Origin of the sequence: Occallatibacter savannae, from assembly GCF_003131205.1 — a bacterium.
Classification (GTDB): domain Bacteria; phylum Acidobacteriota; class Terriglobia; order Terriglobales; family Acidobacteriaceae; genus Telmatobacter; species Telmatobacter savannae.
In genome coordinates this window covers 973,977-992,511 of record NZ_QFFY01000002.1, presented here as the reverse complement: position 1 = coordinate 992,511, position 18,535 = coordinate 973,977, and the positions used below count along the sequence as shown (strand labels likewise).

General features: G+C 61.1%; 14 protein-coding genes. 3 read left to right on the top strand and 11 right to left on the bottom strand.

Annotated features, from left to right (window positions below; all coding sequences use genetic code 11):
* Nucleotides 1-156: 156 nt before the first annotated feature.
* From fusA to DHV10_RS11705, 5 genes are all read right to left on the bottom strand, one after another.
* A complete protein-coding gene (gene fusA, locus DHV10_RS11725) occupies nucleotides 157-2,238 on the bottom strand; it encodes an elongation factor G (RefSeq protein ID WP_109486492.1) in 2,082 nt (693 codons plus the stop codon).
* Nucleotides 2,239-2,319: 81 nt separating this feature from the next.
* Nucleotides 2,320-2,793 carry a 30S ribosomal protein S7 gene (rpsG, locus tag DHV10_RS11720; protein WP_109486491.1) on the bottom strand — a complete coding sequence of 158 codons (474 nt, stop codon included), beginning with the start codon at nucleotides 2,791-2,793 and terminating at the stop codon, nucleotides 2,320-2,322.
* A gap of 90 nt (nucleotides 2,794-2,883) precedes the next feature.
* Nucleotides 2,884-3,279 (bottom strand): 30S ribosomal protein S12, encoded by a 396-nt coding sequence (gene rpsL / locus DHV10_RS11715; RefSeq protein WP_109486572.1) that lies wholly within the window; start codon nucleotides 3,277-3,279, stop codon nucleotides 2,884-2,886.
* A gap of 536 nt (nucleotides 3,280-3,815) precedes the next feature.
* On the bottom strand, nucleotides 3,816-4,400 hold the full coding sequence (locus DHV10_RS11710; protein WP_109486490.1) for a hypothetical protein: 585 nt from the start codon (nucleotides 4,398-4,400) through the stop codon (nucleotides 3,816-3,818).
* 246 nt (nucleotides 4,401-4,646) lie between these two features.
* Nucleotides 4,647-5,630: a nucleoside hydrolase gene (locus tag DHV10_RS11705; protein WP_109486489.1), complete on the bottom strand. Its 984-nt coding sequence runs from the start codon at nucleotides 5,628-5,630 to the stop codon at nucleotides 4,647-4,649.
* Nucleotides 5,631-5,703: 73 nt separating this feature from the next.
* Here DHV10_RS11705 and DHV10_RS11700 point away from each other — a divergent pair, with 73 nt between their 5' ends.
* Complete coding sequence (locus DHV10_RS11700) at nucleotides 5,704-7,740, top strand: beta-L-arabinofuranosidase domain-containing protein (protein ID WP_109486488.1); 2,037 nt, start codon at nucleotides 5,704-5,706, stop codon at nucleotides 7,738-7,740.
* Nucleotides 7,741-7,851: 111 nt separating this feature from the next.
* On the opposite strand, the gene DHV10_RS11695 is transcribed toward DHV10_RS11700, so the two are convergent.
* The 3 genes from DHV10_RS11695 to rsmD all read right to left on the bottom strand — a co-directional run bounded on the left by DHV10_RS11695 (nucleotide 7,852) and on the right by rsmD (nucleotide 13,020).
* Entirely contained in the window at nucleotides 7,852-9,828 is a 1,977-nt protein-coding gene (locus tag DHV10_RS11695; protein ID WP_275425909.1) for a YjhG/YagF family D-xylonate dehydratase, read from the bottom strand.
* A 45-nt stretch (nucleotides 9,829-9,873) separates the two neighbouring features.
* Nucleotides 9,874-12,300 carry a glycoside hydrolase family 130 protein gene (locus DHV10_RS11690; RefSeq protein WP_239461526.1) on the bottom strand — a complete coding sequence of 809 codons (2,427 nt, stop codon included), beginning with the start codon at nucleotides 12,298-12,300 and terminating at the stop codon, nucleotides 9,874-9,876.
* A 126-nt stretch (nucleotides 12,301-12,426) separates the two neighbouring features.
* On the bottom strand, nucleotides 12,427-13,020 hold the full coding sequence (gene rsmD / locus DHV10_RS11685) for a 16S rRNA (guanine(966)-N(2))-methyltransferase RsmD (RefSeq protein ID WP_109486486.1): 594 nt from the start codon (nucleotides 13,018-13,020) through the stop codon (nucleotides 12,427-12,429).
* Nucleotides 13,021-13,141: 121 nt separating this feature from the next.
* Between rsmD and DHV10_RS11680 the strand changes: the two genes are divergently transcribed.
* Nucleotides 13,142-14,203 (top strand): CBS domain-containing protein, encoded by a 1,062-nt coding sequence (locus tag DHV10_RS11680; RefSeq protein ID WP_239461523.1) that lies wholly within the window; start codon nucleotides 13,142-13,144, stop codon nucleotides 14,201-14,203.
* Between the two features lie 37 nt (nucleotides 14,204-14,240).
* Here DHV10_RS11680 and DHV10_RS11675 read toward each other — a convergent pair whose 3' ends face one another.
* Nucleotides 14,241-15,440 carry a VWA domain-containing protein gene (locus tag DHV10_RS11675; protein WP_109486484.1) on the bottom strand — a complete coding sequence of 400 codons (1,200 nt, stop codon included), beginning with the start codon at nucleotides 15,438-15,440 and terminating at the stop codon, nucleotides 14,241-14,243.
* Between the two features lie 54 nt (nucleotides 15,441-15,494).
* On the opposite strand from DHV10_RS11675, the gene rsmI reads away from it, so the two are divergent.
* Nucleotides 15,495-16,388 carry a 16S rRNA (cytidine(1402)-2'-O)-methyltransferase gene (gene rsmI, locus DHV10_RS11670; protein ID WP_109486483.1) on the top strand — a complete coding sequence of 298 codons (894 nt, stop codon included), beginning with the start codon at nucleotides 15,495-15,497 and terminating at the stop codon, nucleotides 16,386-16,388.
* A gap of 32 nt (nucleotides 16,389-16,420) precedes the next feature.
* Here rsmI and DHV10_RS11665 read toward each other — a convergent pair whose 3' ends face one another.
* Nucleotides 16,421-17,149 carry a hypothetical protein gene (locus tag DHV10_RS11665; RefSeq protein WP_109486482.1) on the bottom strand — a complete coding sequence of 243 codons (729 nt, stop codon included), beginning with the start codon at nucleotides 17,147-17,149 and terminating at the stop codon, nucleotides 16,421-16,423.
* Between the two features lie 24 nt (nucleotides 17,150-17,173).
* Nucleotides 17,174-18,496: an MFS transporter gene (locus tag DHV10_RS11660; protein WP_109486481.1), complete on the bottom strand. Its 1,323-nt coding sequence runs from the start codon at nucleotides 18,494-18,496 to the stop codon at nucleotides 17,174-17,176.
* Nucleotides 18,497-18,535: the final 39 nt, after the last annotated feature.

Below are 18,535 nucleotides of genomic sequence, written 5' to 3'. Positions count from 1 at the left end.
AAGAAATCCAAATCCCTTTCAGTGGCTCGTACTTCCAGTTGCTCCCAGGGGCGCCGGCATTCCGGCTCCAGCCCCAAAAACCAGTCTTCAGTTCACAGTTGCCAGTTTTCAGTTGCATCTACTGATAACTGGTGACTGACAACTGATAACTTGCTCTTACTTCCCTTGCGCACGCCCGATAATCTCATCGGCAATCATGCGCGGCGCCTCTTCGTAGCGCGCAAACTGCATCGAGTACGACGCGCGGCCCTGTGTCGACGAACGAATGTCGTTCACGTAGCCGAACATCTCCTTCAGCGGAACGATCGCCTTGATCACCTGCGATCCCGCTGCGTGCTCCATACCTTCAATCCGTCCACGGCGCGAGTTGATGTCGCCGATGATCGTGCCCATGAACTCCTCAGGCACCGTCACCTCGACCGCCATCACCGGCTCCAGCAGCACCGGGCTCGCCTTACGCGCAGCTTCCTTGAAGGCGATCGAACCGGCAAACTTGAACGCCATTTCGTTCGAGTCGACTTCGTGGTAGCTGCCGTCAAACAGCGATACCTTGATATCGACCATCTGGAAGCCTGCGAGAATACCCAACTCCATCGCGCCCTGAACGCCCTGGTCGATCGGCTTGATGTATTCCTTCGGAACCACGCCGCCCTTGATGTCGTTGATGAACTCGTATCCCTTGCCCGGCTCGTTCGGCTCGACGCGCAGTTTACAGTGCCCGTAGTTGCCCGAACCGCCGGTCTGACGGATGTACTTGCCTTCGGCCTCGGCTGCCTTGCGAATCGTCTCGCGGAACGCCACCTTCGGCTCGCCCACGTTCGCCTCAACCTTGTGCTCGCGCTTCATGCGGTCCACAAGAATTTCGAGGTGAAGTTCACCCATGCCGCTAATGATCGTCTGGCCCGAATCCTCGTCCGTACGAACCTTGAAGGTCGGATCCTCATCCGCAAGCCGCGACAGAGCGATGCCCATCTTCTCCTGATCGGCCTTCGTCTTCGGTTCGATTGCCACCGAGATAACCGGCTCGGGGAACGTGATCGCGCCCAGCGCGATCGGATGCTGCGGATCGCACAGCGTATCGCCCGTCTTCAGATCCTTCAATCCAACGCACGCGCAGATATCGCCGGCATAGATCTCGGTAATGTCCTCGCGCTTGTTGGCGTGCATCTTCACCAGGCGCCCCACCCGCTCCGTTTTGCCGGTACGCGGATTCTGAATCGTGTCGCCGGTTTTCAGCGAACCCGAGTAGATGCGGATGAACGACAGCTTGCCGAATGGATCGTTGATCAGTTTGAATACGAGCGCCGAAAGCGGCTCGCCGTCCTCAGCCTTGCGGGTCAGCTTCTGATCCGGATGCGAAGGATCGATACCCTCCACCGGAGGCTTGTCCAGCGGGCTCGGCAGGTAATCCACAACCGCATCGAGCAGCGTCTGCACGCCCTTGTTCTTGAATGCGGATCCGCAGATGACCGGGAAGACCTTCAGATCGATCGTCGCCTGCCGGATACCCTTCTTCAGCTCTTCAATGCTCGGCGTCTCGCCCTCGAGGAACTTCTCGAGCAGAACATCGTCGGTCTCTGCGATCACTTCGATCAGCTGCATACGGAAAGCTTCAGCCTTCTTCAGCAGATCGGGCGGAACTTCTTCCACGGAGTACTTGGCGCCCATTGTCTCGTCGTGCCACAGAATGGCCTTCATCTCGATGAGATCGACAACGCCCTTGAAATTCGCCTCTGCGCCAATCGGAATCTGCAGCGCTACGGGCCGCGCGCCAAGCCGCTTGCGAATCGTGTCCAGAACGTGCTCGAAATCGGCGCCGTTCTTGTCCATCTTGTTCACGAAGCAGATACGCGGAACCTTGTACTTGTCGCCCTGCCGCCAGACCGTTTCCGTCTGCGGCTGTACACCACTGACCGAATCGAACACCGCGACCGCGCCGTCCAGAACACGCAGCGAACGCTCCACCTCAGCAGTGAAGTCCACGTGGCCGGGCGTATCGATGATGTTGATGCGGATGTTCTGCCACATGCACGTCGTAGCAGCCGACGTGATGGTGATGCCGCGCTCCTGCTCCTGCTCCATGTAGTCCATGGTGGCGGTGCCTTCGTGCACTTCGCCGATACGGTGCGTGATGCCCGTGTAGAACAGGATGCGTTCGGTGGCAGTCGTCTTACCGGCGTCGATGTGCGCCATGATCCCGATGTTCCGGCAACGACTTAGGGGAATATTGCGAGGCACTTGATAATCCTTTGCGGGCGCTTCCCGTCCCGCTGTTAACTGTGAGGTCCCTCGTTCCCTTGGTCCCTCGGTCCCTGCTTCTTACCAGCGATAGTGCGCGAACGCCTTGTTCGCTTCCGCCATGCGGTGCACGTCTTCCTTCTTCTTCATCGCCGCGCCACGGCCGTTTGCCGCGTCCAGCAGCTCGTTCGTGAGCTTGTCGATCATGCCCTTCTCACCGCGCGCGCGGCCATAGGTGATCAGCCAGCGGATCGCCAGCGACGTACGCCGGTCCGGGTTCACTTCGATCGGCACCTGGTAGTTGGCGCCGCCCACACGGCGGGTCTTCACCTCGAGCAGCGGCTTGCAGTTCTCGACAGCCTTCTTAAACAGCTTGATAGCCTCTTCCCCGCCGCCCTTCTCTTCCAGGTTCTTCATGGCGGTGTAGAAGATGCCCTGCGCGGTCGACTTCTTGCCGCCCCACATCATCGAGTTCACAAACTTGGTGACCAGCGTGGACCCGTAAACCGGATCCGCTGCCACTTCCCGCTTTCCAATGTGCCCTTTTCTCGGCATAGTTCCTCTAAAAACAGTTCACAGTTTCCAGCTGCCAGTTTTCAGATCCATTCGCCACTGGAGACTGGCAACTGGAAACTGGCGACTTCGTTACTTCTTACCCGCTGCCGCTCCGCCCTTGGCGCGTTTCGCACCGTACTTCGAACGGCTCTGTTTCCGGTTGGCCACGCCCACCGAATCCAGCGTTCCACGAACCACGTGATAGCGAACGCCCGGCAAATCCTTCACACGGCCGCCGCGGATCAGCACAATCGAGTGCTCCTGCAGGTTGTGACCGATACCGGGGATGTAGGTCGTAACCTCAATCCCGTTGGTCAACCGCACGCGAGCTACCTTGCGCAGAGCCGAGTTCGGCTTCTTCGGGGTCTGTGTGTACACGCGGGTGCAAACTCCGCGCCGCTGCGGCGAAGCCTGCAGTGCAGGAGACGCCGTCTTGTACCGCGGGGCCGTACGCCCCTTCCGAACCAATTGATTAAATGTCGGCAAACCGAAACTCCTTACCCCAAAAACCTTCTGCCCAACCTGCATTCAGCCGCGCGCAGACAATTGGCTCCTTCCATGCCTTTGGCGCGCTCTAAAGCGCGCACGCGCACGGAAGCCCAGGTTGCTGCTTCGCGTCTGCCTTCGTTCCACTTCCAGACGAGAACCAGGACGGTGATCGGTCGTCCTTATAGAGGAGCCAATTCCGTTTCGCTAGTTCCGGCTCGCATAGCCCTCCAAGGTGGAGAAACGCGCGAGCACCGATGCGATCATCGCCTAACCGTCTTTCCTTCGTTCGGCTTGGCGATTTGTCCCTGCCCTTCGCAAGAGGAGAGCTCTTCAGGACTTCAGCCGCTCAACTCCCAGCGGCCCTCGGGCTGAACTCCAGCGAACCTCGCTGCCGGAATCTCCCGTTACGCGCCCATTCTGTCAGCACAACTAGCGCACACAGAGAGGCGTGTTCTTGCGGAACCTTCTAAACATAACAAGAAAAGTGAGAGGGGTCAACGGATTGAGTGCCCCCTCCGCTGCTTTTCATAGTTTTAACGGATCGCCTTCAACGTCCACGACCCATTGACCAGCGCGAAGTCAGCTTCCCGCTTCGAACTCACCTTGTTCTGCGGGTTATGCGCAATGATGTCTTGCAGCGTTTGAGGCACCCCTGTCAGATTCTGAACCTCGGTATACCGGCCCGCTTTCGCCGTGTCCGCCCCGGCCAGCATCTCGTCTTGAAGATCACCCATATCCTTCGCCTTCAGGTGGTTAGCAGCCGTCGTGGTCACGACGATTGTATAGGTCTTGTCCTCCAGGCTGGCCGGACGCCACTCGATTGTGTCGCCGCCGCCAGGCAACACCACGGCCTTCTTCCCGTCCGGCGTCAGCTTGAAATCAGCCCAGAGCTTGTTGGGAAACACCTTCGTCCGATCCCAAAGCTTGGCCGTCGCCCCCTGGCGCATCCCGGCATCGTCTACCAGAACGTTGACGCCCACCGGTGCAGTCTGATCGTACTTGTCCTGCACCATCTTCAGGGCCTGATCCTTACTCAGTTCTGGAGCCGACTTGCACCCCGTCACCACGAGCCCTGCACCTAATAGAGCCACTACTCCCAAAGTCTTCCAGTTCAGCATCTTTCGCCGCTCCCTCCCAGCGCACACAAACAGGTCAGATTTTCAACGACCCGCCATTTTTCTCCTACTTTCCAGCGCTGTCAATGGATTTGCATGTGACGCGAAACACAGGTGTGATTCTGACCCAGCCGCCCGAGGCCTCGCCTTCAGCCTTCAGCGATCTAGTTTTATTCCCATCTACGGCCACGAGCCAGTAACCCGGCACTGCGTGGTGTGAGCTGAAAGCTGATAGCTGACAGCTGAAAGCTACTCCCCCGCCACCCGCTTCACCAGCAGATCCAGAAACCCCTTCTCGTTCGACTCGAGGCATACCTCCGCATTCGGCGCACCCTGCCCCGGCATCGTCATCCCTTTCGCGTCCACATCGATATGCATCGGCTTCGCCGGACACAGCTCCGGCCGGAATGTATAAGTCACGGCAACCGGATCGAATAGCGTCGGCGTCGGACTGTGGTTCGGAGTGCCACCCATCCACTGGTGATACAGCAGCGTCAACTGATCCGTCAGCTCCGACCCGTGCGCAAAAATCGCCTCCCGCCCCTGCGTCTCCAGCGGCACCTGCGTCGAATCGAGCGGCATCATCGCCACCGTCACGCCCGACCCGAGCAGCGCCTTCAACCCGGCAGGGTCATTGAGAATGTTCCACTCGGGCTCGGCAGGCTTCGGCTTTCCCTGCGCGTCGACTCCGTAGCCCTTGTAGACACTCCCGCCCATAATCACCACGCGCTTCAGCTTCTTAAACCCCGCCGGATCCTTCTTGATCGCCGCCTCCACCGTCGACAGCGGACCGATCCCAATCAGCGTTACCTGCCCCGGATGCTGCCGCGCTGCACGGAGAATGAACTCCGCACCATCCCCAAAACTCGTCCTCGGGTCCCGCTTCGCATACGCCGCCTGCGTCATCACGTTGTCCGTCTTGGTGGCTGGACCCGCGAAGACCGGAATGTCGGCCCGCCCCACCGCCTTCAGATACCGATCCACTAGCTGCGCCCGCATCTGCGTATTTCCAAACGTTGTCGTCACCCCGAGCACCTTCAGCTCTGGACTCTTCAAAGCCAGCGCCAGCGCGAACGCATCATCGATGTCATCGCCGATATCCGTATCGATCACCACAAGCTGCGGCGACGCTCCCGACTTCGCCGCACGATTCCCAGCCTGCGCCCGAAGCCCGCCACCAAACGCACCGCATAAGACCGCCAGCAAAACAATCAAGACCCGAAGATTTTTCATCCCCAACACTCTAACGCCTTCGCCCTCATCCTCTCCCGTCCATTACTCTGTTGACGGTCGTTTCTCATCCACTATGTCTCGCTCCTATCGCACTACCCGCCGCAGATTTCTCAAGCAGTCCGCAGTCGCCGCACTCGCTTCAACCCTGCCGGCCCGCTCCCTTTTCGCCGCGGACGAGCAAGCCCCCGCTCCCGCAGTCAAAGACCGCGCCCCGCTCCACTCCAGCACGTTTTTCGCGCTCCCTCTCGGCTCCGTCCGTCCCGCCGGATGGCTTCGCCGCCAGCTCGAGATCCAGGCCAGCGGCCTGAGCGGCCACCTCGACGAAACCTGGGCCGACGTCGGCCCCAACAGCGGATGGCTCGGTGGCACCGGCGAATCCTGGGAGCGCGGTCCCTACTTCCTCGACGGCCTCGTCCCGCTCGCATACCTGCTCGACGACGCACGCCTCAAAGCAAAAGCGCAGAAGTACATCGACTGGATCCTCACCCATCCAGCCCCGAACGGCATGATCGGTCCTGCCTCGAATGACGACTGGTGGCCGCGCATCGTCGCCCTCAAAGCCCTTACCCAATACCAGGAGTTCACCGGCGATCCCCGCGTCGTCCCGCTCATGGATCGCTACTTCCGGCATCAACTCGGCGAGCTTCCGAAACGTCCCCTGCGCGACTGGGGAAAATTCCGCTGGCAGGACGAAGCCCTCAGCGTCATCTGGCTCTACAACCGCACCGGCTCGCCATACCTCCTCGACCTCGCCCGCCTCCTCCACCAGCAGGGCTATAACTGGATCGGCGAAATCTCCGATTTTCCCTACAAGCAGAAAATCACCGCCGACTACATCAAGCTCAACGAGGGCGGCGGCCTCAAAGACCTCGCCCTCGCCACCCACGGAGTCAACAACGGCCAGGCCATTAAGACCGGCGCGATCTGGTCTCTCGTTTCCGGCTCCGACACCGACCGAAAAGCCACCGGGCAGATGATCGCCGAACTCGACCGCTATCACGGCCTCCCCAATGGCATGTTCTCCTGCGACGAACACCTCTCCGGCCGCGATCCCTCGCAGGGCTCCGAACTCTGCACCGTCGTCGAATACATGTTCTCTCTCGAGCGAGCCCTCGCCATCACCGGGGACGCAGCATTCGGCGATCGCCTCGAGCGCCTCGCATTTAACGCGCTTCCCGGCACGCTAACGGACGATATGTGGGCGCACCAGTACAACCAGGAGCCCAACCAGGTCGAGTGCAGCCTGCACCACAAGCCATGGGTGAGCGACGGCCCCGAATCAAACCTCTTCGGCCTCGAACCCAACTTCGGCTGCTGCACCGCCAACTTCCACCAGGGCTGGCCCAAGTTCGCCGCCAGCCTCTTCCTGCTCTCCGGCGATCCGAACTCCGATCAGCACGACGGCATAGTCGCAGCAGCCTACGCGCCCTGCGAAGTTCGCACCAGCATCCGCGGCACCGCAATCCACATCGTCGAAGAAACCAGCTACCCCTTCCGCGGCACCATCAAGCTCACCATCAATCCCGCTTCGGCCGTAGCTTTCCCGCTCCACCTGCGCATCCCAGCCTGGGCCGCCGGCACAGTCACCGCCATCAATGGCAAACCCGAACCGGAGCCGCAGCCCGGCTCCTTCGCGCGTCTTGACCGCACCTGGAAGTCCGGCGACCGCGTAGAGATTACCTTCCCCATGCAGCCCCGCACCTCGCGCTGGTTCAACGACTCCATCGCCATGGAACGCGGGCCCTTGGTCTTTTCGTACGGCATCGGCGAAAGCTGGGTTAAACTCCGCGATCGCGGCATGACCGCGGACTGGCAGGTCTACCCAACGACGTCCTGGAACTACGCAGTGAAACTCAAACCTGACAACCCCACCGCCGACATCAAGGTCTCCGAATCTGAAATCGGCGACACGCCCTTCGCCCGCAAAACCGCCCCCGTTCAGCTCAGCGTGAAAGCCCGCAAGCTCCCCGTCTGGCGCGCCGAAGACGGCGCAGCCGACGCCCTTCCTCAGAGCCCCGTCACCAGCGATGCCGCAGAAGAAGATATCACTCTCATTCCCTACGCGTCAGCCAAACTGCGCATTACCGCATTTCCACTATTGAAAGCATGAAAGCAGAGGAACCACTCTTACCCGCTAACTTGCTAACTCGCCAACGCCGCAAAGCGGCGCTAACTTGCTGCTTTTGTTCCAGAAAATAAACTTCGAAGATCGAGCAACCGTTCAGTTGCGTTTATCCAGCACCGCAACGATCCTGTCGGTGTCGTACACGCACCCGCCCCAAACGCCTCCGCTCGCGTCCACCAGCGCCGCCCATAGCCGCGTATCCTCCGGCAGATCCGGATGCGCCTTCAGATCCTGTCTCGGCTTTCTTGCCGCCAGCCGACGCGCACCCTCCACGGCACCAAACTCCACCGAGGCGTCGCCAATCAGGTCCACCGTTCCCGTCAACTTCCCGCGATCGATCACGATCTCGATCAGATCGTCCTCCTGCACCTTCCCCACAGGCCCCCCGGCGAGCGCCTCCGGGGAAACATGCCCGATGCACGCGCCGGTCGAAACTCCGCTGAACCGCGCATCCGTAATCACAGCCACATGCTTGCAATGCGGCAGCTGCTTCAGTGCCGACGTTACCTGGTATGTCTCCTGCATACCCGCGCCCTTCGGTCCTCCGCAGATCAGCACGAGCACATCCCCATGCCCGATCCGACCCTCTTTGATCGCCGCAATCGCTGCCTCCTCCGTAGTAAACACCCGCGCTGGCCCGCGATGCCGGTACACGTTGTCCTCACCGATCAACGATGGATCGATCGCCGTGCTTTTGATCACCGCCCCTTCGGGGGCCAAATTCCCCACGGGGAAACACACCGTCGCAGTCAGCCCACGCGACCGCGCCTTGTCCGGTGCCATAATCACCTCGTCCGCATCGATCCCATCGAGATCCTTCAAGCGCTTTCGCAGAGCCTGCCGCCGCTCGCTCTGCTTCCACCAGTCGAGACTCGCGCCAAGCGATTCTCCGCTCACCGTCTTCGCGCTGGGATCCAGTAGCCCAGCCTCGCGCAGATGAAGCATCACCTCCGGCACTCCGCCCGCCAGAAACACCTGCACGGTCGCGAACCCCCGGGGTCCATTCGGCAGCGCATCCACCAGCCTCGGCGTCTCGCGGTTAACGGCCTCCCAATCCTCACGCGTCGGCCGCCTGAGCCCAGCAGAAAACGCGATCGCCGGCAAATGCAGCAGCAGGTTCGTCGACCCCCCAAAAGCCGCATGCAGCACCATTGCATTCCTCACAGACGCGTCTGTCAGCACCCCCCGCGCGCCCAGCCGGAGATCGTGCAACCGGATGATTGCACGTCCAGACCTCTTCGCCGCATCCAGCCAGATTGCCTGTCCTGAAGGTGCCAGCGCCGTATGCGGCAGCGACAACCCCAGCGCCTCACCGATAACCTGAGCCGTTGCCGCCGTCCCCAGAAATTGGCATCCGCCTCCTGGCGACGCGCACGCCCTGCACCCAACCTCCTGCGCGTACTCGAGCGAGATCTGCTGCTGCGCAAACCGCGCCCCGATCGTCTGCACCTTGCCCGCATCCTCGCCGCTCTCCGGCAGCAGCGTCACTCCGCCCGGCACCAGTACCGCCGGATGCGCCCCGGCCGAAGCCAGCGCGATCATCATCGCCGGCAGTCCCTTATCGCACGTCGCAACTCCCAGCACGCCCTTGCGCGTCGGCAGCGACCGCATAAGCCTTCGCAGCACCATCGCCGCGTCATTGCGAAACGGCAGCGAATCCATCATGCCCGCCGTGCCCTGCGTCCTGCCATCGCAAGGATCCGTACACGCACCCGCAAACGGGACCGCATGCAGCGCCTTCAACTCTCGCGCCGCTTCGGCCACCAGCAGGCCCACCTCCCAGTGCCCGGTGTGAAACCCCAGCGCGATCGGCCTGCCATCCTCCGCGCGCAGACCGCCATGCGTGCTCAGAATCAGAAACTCCGGGTCCAGCAATCGCCCCGTCTCCCAACCCATCCCCGCATTCTGGCTCAGCCCAAACAGGTTGCCCGAAGGCTCGCGCACCAGCATCTCCGCCGACAGAGGCAGCGCTCCCTCCGGCCCCGCCGCATGCGTCTTCACCTCGCGCAGCTCCGCGCGATCCGTCTCCAGCACCGATTGCAACGAAATCGAACTGATAACCAGCTCCTTCAAATAAGAGATGCAACCATTTGGCTGCGCAACCCAGACCTTTTTGTACTACCGCGTACTCTGCGTCACTCCCGTTGCCACCGGAGTCAGCCGAAACACATGCGGCTTCGGCAGCGCCGCCTCGTACAGCAGGTTCTCCTGCATGTCCTCAAACGACTGCAGGGCATCGCTACCCTGATCGCTTCCAGCATCCGCGCTCCGCGCCCGCATCCTTGCTCGAATGAAGTGCGTCTCATCCCGATCGCGGACCAGCCACCCCACCGACTGCGCCTGGTGGAACATCGGCGTCGGATAATCCGCCAGATTCACTCCGCTCTCCAGCGCCTCCGGAGTGAAAGTGTCTACCGCATTCCCGTCGATACTCAGCGTGTAGCGCCCGGGCGCCAGTCCCGTCACCCGCAGCATCTCCTGGTTCAACTGCTTCTCAATGTCCGACACATCCAGCAGCAGCGCCTCCGATGCATTGCTGCGCATCAGCGGTAGCGGCAACCCATATTCCAACTCCGTCCACTTCAGCCCCTCGCCTGTCTGCTCCACCTGGCTCACAGATGCATTCCGCGCCGCCAACACCGCACCCGCCCGCCCATCCAGCGTCACATCCGACACCATCGCTGGCGCATGCCACCCTTTCAGCAGCGCCTCCGCCATCACCCAGTGCGCCAGCGGATCAGGATGCACCCGGTCCGGCAGCAGCAGCGGCGCAATCTTCGTATCCAGCGCATCGGATTTCTGGATCGCCGCCACCACAGGAGGATTCAGATTCACAAACGCCGCACCATACTTGTCCGCGAGCGACTGATCAATCTCTGCGAAGTGCTGCATCACCACGTTGTACCCGCCCGCAAACGTCGCCGGGCGCGTCACGTCATCGAACGGCGAAGGCCCCAGCAGCGTCAGCCGCACTCCCGGCAGATGCTCACGAATCGAATCGAGCAGATGCTGATATCCATTCACATACGTCTTCTCAATCGCGTCCGTCGTCGGCTGATATCCGCCATCGTTCATCCCCAGCATCACCGTCACCACCGTCGGCTTCTCTGGAAATACATCCCGCCCGAGACGCTGATCCACCGGCCCGGCCCATCCTCCCGTGACGCGATCGCCTCCGATCCCCTCGCCATAGAAATGCACCCGCATCCACGGGAACCGCGTCGCAACGTACACCTGCACCCACTGGTTGTAATAGTTCTGCTCCGTGATGCTGTCGCCATAAAACACAACCGTGTCGCCGTCATGCAGATAGAATCCCCGCGCATTCGCCTCGCCTCCAACAGGGATCCCATTCTTCGTCTCAATCTTCGGCGTCTCGACCACGACATTCGAGGCAGCCCCATCCATCCGCAGCGAATCCGCGCTCATCGGCCCCGCCGGCGCCGTCGCAACGGCCACCAGCGAATCCGCGCATCCGTAATACAGAAACCACTTGGTGCGGAAGTACACCAGCCCCTCCGCAAACGTCGTCCCCGCCGCGTACTGTCCCGTCTTCTCATACGGCAGTTCCGGCTTCAACACGGGCCTGTCGGTCTGCGTCAGCAGATGCGCCGGATTCGCCCCGTCAAACAGCGCCTCGCCCGCCGCATACGCGCTCGGACCCAGTGCCGGATCGCCGCCCTGCTCCGCATTCTTTCCGTTGTAGAGCACCACAATTCCCGCGCTCGTCAAAACCGGCGGCGGCCCTGTCTCAGGAAACGTGCTGTCGAAGTGCCCTGGCCTCGGCCCCAGCAACTCCACCGGCTTCCCGTCGGTCCCCTCCACAGGCGTCCAGTGAATCGCATCCTCCGACGTCGCCAGCCGAATCGATCCCTCGCCCCAGTACATCCAGTAGCGGCCCATGATCTTTGCCGCAATCAGCCGCCCATCTTTCACCCTGGTCACGATCCCAGCAGACTTGTACTTCAACCCGGCATACTTCCCGCCCAGCGCCGTCAAAAACGCCGGCCCGTGCTTGGTCCAGTGCTTCAGATCGCGCGAAGTCGCAATCCCCACGGAATACGTCTGCCGATTCCACTGCGTATACGTCAGCACATATGTGCCGTCCTCGCGCTCCACGATCCGCGGATCCTCAACGCCCCCCGGCCACTCGCGTGCCTTCTGGTCGTCCTCCGCCGGATAAAACACCGGCTCAGCCGATCGCTTGAAGTGGATCCCATCCTCGCTCTCCGCCATCCCTAGCCGTGAGGTGTGTCCACCGATCTCCATTGCTCCTGAGTTGTCCTCCGCGCGATACAGCACGTAGATCTTTCCGTGCCGGACCACTGCTGCAGGATTGAACGTATGCAGCGCTTCCCACTGCACCGGCTTCTTCGCGATCGGATCCGTGAACGTCGAAGCCGGGTTCGGGCTCACCGCTGGATTCCCTGTCGCCGGCCGCGCAAACGGCCCAATCACCCACGCCGGCCCACTCTGCGCGCACGCTCCTGCAGCCGCTCCAGCCAACAGAACCAGTCCCGCAACCTGCTTCCGCACGTTCCTCACCCTCATTCTCCGCACCCGAAAATCTTACGCCGTCAACTCTTCCTCGATCACAAAGCTCGGTGCCCCATCCATCGCACAGTCTCATCGTGCGATGGATGGGAACAGAATGTCCGCACTTACCGCGCACTAACTGACAACTGGAGACTGAGAACTGACAACTGCTTTATAAAAACTCAACCCCGCATCCCCCTGCTCCAGCACCCGCGTCCGCTCCAGCACCCCAAAGCGCTCATCTAGTTTGTCCCTCCGCCGGTGCTCCGCCACAATCACCGCATCCTCAGCCAGCAACCGCGACGCCTCTCCACCCAGCAACCCCAATGCGAGTTGATACTCATCCGCGGCATCATACGGCGGATCCAGAAAGATCACATCGAATACGAATCCCGTGCTCTCCGGCCGAATCTTCTTCAAAAACGCTGCCACACTCACTTGCTCCACTCGCGCCGTTCCGCGCAATCCCAGGCTCTCCAGATTCTTCCGCAAAATCTTCAGTGCCGCCTCCGCCCGCTCTACCAGCACCACCCGCTCCGCTCCCCGGCTCGCCGCCTCAATCCCCACCGCGCCGGATCCCGCATAGAGATCCAGAAACCGCGCTCCCTCCGTCCGCGGCGCCAGCACATTGAACAGCGTCTCCCGCAGCCGGTCGCTCGTTGGCCGCGTAGCTATCCCAGCCGGAGCCTCCAGCGTCCTACGCCGCAACGTCCCTGCAATCACACGCATCGCGAATCAGCATACCCGACCCCGCGCCGCACCGAACCATCATGCAGGGTGCTCCTTTTACAATTCCTCTATGCGCGGCTGGACAATCCCTCTTGGACGCTGGATGGGCGTGGAGATGCGTATGCACATCTTCTTCCCCGCTCTCGCCCTCGTCTGTCTGGGCCTCAGCGGCAACTCCGGCATCCTCCGCGGACTCGCACTCTTCTGTCTCTGCTGCGCTGCCGTCTTCGTTCGCGAAACCGCACGCCTCATCGTCGCCGCCTACCTCGGTCTCAAGCTTCGCGCCGTTCTTCTCCTTCCCATCGGCGGCCTGTTCGCTTACGCAAATCCTGAAAGCCAGGAAGCCGCAAACAAAGGCGGAGGCGAATTCGCCATGGCGCTTACCGGCCCCATCGTCAACCTCGTCACCGCCCTCATGATCGCTGCAACCGCCATCGGCGCCGGTGGAGACGTTCCGCTGCTCACCGCTCCCCTCGTCGCACCAGACCACCTCGTGCGCAGCATGGTCTGGATGCAGGTCGGTCTCGGCCTCCTCCATCTTCTCCCGGCCTATCCGCTCGACTTCGGCCGTCTTCTCCGTGGCAACTTCGCGCGCGTCCACGGACTCACCCCAGCAGGCCGCGCCGCTTCCGGAGTCGGACAGCTCATCGCCGTTGCAGTCATGCTCGTCGGCTGGCTTCTCGTCCACAGCCCCTGGCTCATCATTGCCGGCTTCTTCATCATGATCGGTGCGCAGATCGAAGACCAGGGTGTCTTCTTCCAGTCCGTCGTCGACACGGTCCGCATGCGCGAAGTCATGCTCACCGACTTCGCCACCCTCTCACCCTCTGACACCCTCGCCGACGCTCTCGGTCGCTGCGTGCATTCTCTGCAAGAAGACTTCCCTGTCGTCCGCGGACCTCAGCTCGTCGGCATCGTCTCTCGCCAGCGAATCGTTGAAGCTCTCCGCAACGACGGCAACGGCTACATCCAGGGCATCATGTCGCGCGCCTTCCAGGTCGCTCGCCCCGAAGACACTCTCGGCACCACCATCCGCCGCATCTCCGCCGGACACGGCCTCTCCCTCATCCCCGTCACCGAAAGCGGCAAAGTCATCGGCATCGTCAGCGTCCAGAACCTCATGACATCAATGTCCCTCCTCTCCGAACAACGCCGCCTCGAATCGGAAGAATCCAGCGAATAGGTTTGGTCTGCTTCTGAAACACAGAAAGTCTCATTGGCTATTGTTCGGCATAGAAGAGTGTTCTTGTTCTGACCGTGATTCCTGGCTTGTCGATTCGAACGTCGAGCCTATGGTGTTCTCCGAAATCCGACGCCGGTGCGTAATCAAATGCGAGCAAATAGTACAGATCCAGATCCGTAACGCAGCTTGCGATCTGGGTGGCAATGTCCTTAGAACTTCTGAGCACGACACCTCCGCTCTGATAGGCGAGCGCCTGCAGAGATAAGCTTGCGGCAGTCACATCAGCTTTCTTAGGAATGCCCTGAAACAGAAAAGTGTCGTGTATATCGGTAGCAACCACGGGTAGATCAGGCGATGCGCCAACCACGTCAAGCGTGATCTGCGCTGTGCTCAAGGAGCTCGATAAGGTCACCAGATTGCGGTAGAAGGCATCTTTGACCTCAGTCGTGTCCGGGATGAAGCCGGGCTGGTTGAGAAAGGGCCAGCCCTGTCCAAGCCAGATCACAACAACTCGTCCTGCACTCTCAGTCTGCTCCTGAGCGACACTCGTGAGGGCAGTGATGGATGAATTGAACCGGCGATTGAGGCAGACGAGATGCACATTCGGATCGCACGAACGCGAGAAGGTGTCGCTTTGCGTGACGGGCATGCCACATTCCATCGCCGATGTTGCTTCAGCGCACGTCGAACCGCGCAGACCCCCGGCAAGCTGACTCAATTCCCGCAGCAAAACCACACGATCGGTCGAAGGTGCACCGATCCTGATTCCACTCTCAGAAAGGGATGCAATCGAAGTTGAGTGCGCCAGCAATCCGGTCGCACTCTTCAGGTATTTCTCAATCCCCTCCCGGAAATGCTTGACGTTTCCTGAAGAATTATTCACGCCGTCCAGCACGAGGATAACTCGATCCCGATTTCCAGTTGAGCTCCCCTGAATCAGTTGAAAAGACGCGAGCTTTTCAGGATGATGATCCACGAGAATCGTGAAGTCATCTGGCGTCAGGCCATTCACCACTTGCCCAGAAGGGCCGGACAATTGTGCATTCAGGAAAAGCCGATGCAAATTGCGGTAGTGTCGCTCTCTTTCCTCTGGACTGCGAGGGATCAACTGCGGCTGAGCGGTCGTTGGAGTTGACTGCGGGCGAATTGCCCCACGCCCCACTATCAGAAAGACGGTAAAGCCTACCAATGCTCTGAGCTTCTTCGGTGAATAGGCTTTCGTGGCAATGAAGGTCATTCGAGTCGCGATGATTCTACGCGAGGAGCATCACCCACTACCATGTTCTAAGCAATGCCCGACGCCCTCGCACCCGGCCTGTACCTCGTCGCTACGCCCATCGGCAACCTCGGCGACATTACACTGCGCGCCCTGGAAGTCCTCAAATCCGCCGACAGCATCGCCTGCGAAGACACGCGCCAGACGCAAAAGCTCCTCAACCATTACGGCATCGCAACCCCCACCATCAGCTATCACGAGCACAACGAGCTCGACCGCGCTGCCAAACTGATCGAGGAACTCAAATCCGGTGCACGCATCGCCATCGTGTCCGACGCCGGCACTCCCGGCATCAGCGATCCCGGCTCCATCCTCGTTCGCGAAGCCATCGCCGCCGGTGTCCCCGTCGTCCCCATCCCCGGAGCCAGCGCCGCCATCACAGCCCTCATCGCCTCAGGTCTTCCCGCAGACGAGTTCCACTTCATCGGCTTCCTGCCTGAAAAGGCTGGCGCCCGCCGCACCCGTCTCGAAGCCTTGGTTGAACAACCGCGCGATACGCCACAAACCGTAATCCTCTACGAAGCCCCGCACCGCATCGCCGACACGCTCGCCGACATTGAAGCTGTCTTCGGCCCCAACCTTCGCATCGTCGCTGCCCGCGAACTCACCAAGCTTCACGAAGAATTCCTGCGCGGAACCGTCGCCGAAGTCCACTCCCAGCTCGAAGCCCGCGACCGCATCCGCGGCGAATTCGTCCTGCTCCTCGAGCTCTCCCCGCAAACCAACAAACTGGGTGCCCCACATCTCGATTCTGAGATGTGGGAATCCATCTCAACTCAAATCAACCGTCTGCAATCTCAACACAACCTCGACGAAAAAGAAGCCCTCAAACGCCTCGCCCGCGAACTAGGCAAATCCAAGAGCGAGCTCTACCGCGAACTCCAGCGCGAACGCGCCAAACGCCGCTAAACGCGACCTCCTCGTCCCCTTTTTCCCTGCCCCTACGTCCCTGCCTTTACTTCCGTCGCCTTATCATTCCGAAACGTCACCGTCCACTTCTTCCCGTCCGCGTCGTACGTCACCGTCCGGTTGCCCTCGGTCTTCGGATCATCCGTCTGAATCTTCTGCCCCAAGGACAGCCGCGTCTGCAGCTCATTCATTCCCTGCTTCGCCTGGTGCTGATCCACCGCGCTCCACACATCCTGTGGCCAGTGCGTATAGATCTTGTGCGGATCGTCGTAGAAGAACAGCAGATCGTCGTAATACTGCTCCGTTCCGCCATCCCGCGCGCCGACCGGCGTCGCATACTCCTGCTTCTCATCGCCCTTCATCGTGAACACGACCATCGCCTGCTTCTGCCCATGGCTGATGCCGTCATCCACATCTTTCGGCACGCTCACCTCGACAGCCTTCTTCACGTCCAGCTTCTCGAGCGGAGGAACCACGCCGGCCTTTTTCTTGAAGTCCACGCGCCCGCCGGTGTATGCGAAGTACGGCATCGTGTACCCGTTCTTCATCCACACGCTCTTGCCCGCCAGATCCTTCACGTCATCGAAGTGCGCCGGAAACTCCATCCGCACCACGGCCACATCATCTTGGGTGAGCTTCTGCTCTTCTCCCTGCTTCACCACGCCGGGGTTCTTGCGCTTGCTCGAAACATGCCAGATATAGAAACCGGCGATCAACAGCATGATCGCCGTAGGTATCAAAACAATCTTCCAGGGCTTCATCCAACCTCCGTTGAGTCCGAGTAGCTAGCCGACAGCGCTAACGCCCTCCGGTCCCTTCTGCTTGGGACGCAGAGCCTCAGCCGTCAACTCATCAGCTTGGCGCAGATCCCGGAACGAACCGGCCCAGATTCCCGCGATTGCCAGGGAAGCAATCCCTCCCCAGACCGTCGCCCGCACCGCACCCAGCCACTGCGCAGTCAGCCCGCTTTCGAACTCGCCAAGTTCGTTGGATGCGCCAATGAACAAAGAGTTCACCGCGCTCACCCGCCCTCGCATCTCCGGCGGCGTCGCCAGCTGCAGCAGCGACCCCCGGATGATTACGCTGATGGAATCCGCAGCCCCGCTCACCGCCAGCACAGCCAGCGACAGCCACAGACTCCGCGACAACCCGAACACCACAATGCACGCGCCAAAGATGCCCACGCACACAAACATCAGCTTGCCGGCCTTCCGGCTGATCGGAAATCGCGCCATCGTCAGTGACATCCCCAGCGCTCCTATGGCCGGCGCAGCCCTCAGGGCCCCCAGCCCCCGCGGCCCTGTGTGCAGCACCTCGTTCGCGAAAATCGGCATCAGCGCAACCGCCCCGCCCAGCAGCACCACAAACAAATCCAGCGACATCGATCCCAGCAGCAGCGGCGAGTTCCGCACATACTTGAACCCGGCCAGCACGACCTCGAGCGATGCCGCGCGATGCTCCATCCTCCCCAGCCGCACGCTCAGGCTCAGAATCAGCACCAGGAACCACACCAGGCTCAGCAACGTGAACACATACACAATCCCTGCGCCTTCCAGCCCCACCGCAACCAGCCGCTTTCCCAGCGGCAGCGTAAACAGCAGCCCGCCCAGCGCCGGCCCTGTCACGTTCGACAACTGCCAGATCGCGCCGCCCCACGTCACCGCGTTTACAAAATGCTTCTCCGGCACCAGGTGTGGAATCAGCGCCGAGCTCGCCGGCGCGGAGAACGCCCTCCCCGTCCCGATCAGAAACAGCACTGCATAGACATACAGAATGTGCTGCGTCCCGCGGATTGCCAGCGCCAGCAGCGCTGCCGTGCAAAACACCTGCAGCGTGTAGCACCACAAAATCACATGCCTGCGGTCGAACCGGTCCGCCACATGCCCCGCCGGCAGCAGAAAGAACAGCCCCGGCAGAAACAGCGCCAGTCCCGTATACCCAAGATCAATCGCCCTGTGCGTGATCGAGTAGACCTGCCACGCCACCGCGACCGCCTGCGCCTCCGCGCCCAGGATCACGGCTACCCGTGCCAGCTGATACCGTGTAAAGTCGCGCGAGGCAAATGCCTCCATCCCTCGTCGTGGAGGCCTCGTGGCAGGGGAATCCATCTCTCCTTCAGGGTAAATCGCCGCGGCGCTCACGATACA

Coding starts and splice junctions, on each gene's coding strand:
- rpsG (WP_109486491.1), bottom strand. CDS start 2,793: ATGCCGAGAAAAGGGCACATTGGAAAGCGGGAAGTGGCAGCGGATCCG.
- DHV10_RS11680 (WP_239461523.1), top strand. CDS start 13,142: ATGCACATCTTCTTCCCCGCTCTCGCCCTCGTCTGTCTGGGCCTCAGC.
- rsmI (WP_109486483.1), top strand. CDS start 15,495: ATGCCCGACGCCCTCGCACCCGGCCTGTACCTCGTCGCTACGCCCATC.
- DHV10_RS11710 (WP_109486490.1), bottom strand. CDS start 4,400: ATGCTGAACTGGAAGACTTTGGGAGTAGTGGCTCTATTAGGTGCAGGG.
- DHV10_RS11700 (WP_109486488.1), top strand. CDS start 5,704: ATGTCTCGCTCCTATCGCACTACCCGCCGCAGATTTCTCAAGCAGTCC.
- DHV10_RS11705 (WP_109486489.1), bottom strand. CDS start 5,630: ATGAAAAATCTTCGGGTCTTGATTGTTTTGCTGGCGGTCTTATGCGGT.
- DHV10_RS11660 (WP_109486481.1), bottom strand. CDS start 18,496: ATGGATTCCCCTGCCACGAGGCCTCCACGACGAGGGATGGAGGCATTT.
- DHV10_RS11665 (WP_109486482.1), bottom strand. CDS start 17,149: ATGAAGCCCTGGAAGATTGTTTTGATACCTACGGCGATCATGCTGTTG.
- DHV10_RS11675 (WP_109486484.1), bottom strand. CDS start 15,440: ATGACCTTCATTGCCACGAAAGCCTATTCACCGAAGAAGCTCAGAGCA.
- rsmD (WP_109486486.1), bottom strand. CDS start 13,020: ATGCGTGTGATTGCAGGGACGTTGCGGCGTAGGACGCTGGAGGCTCCG.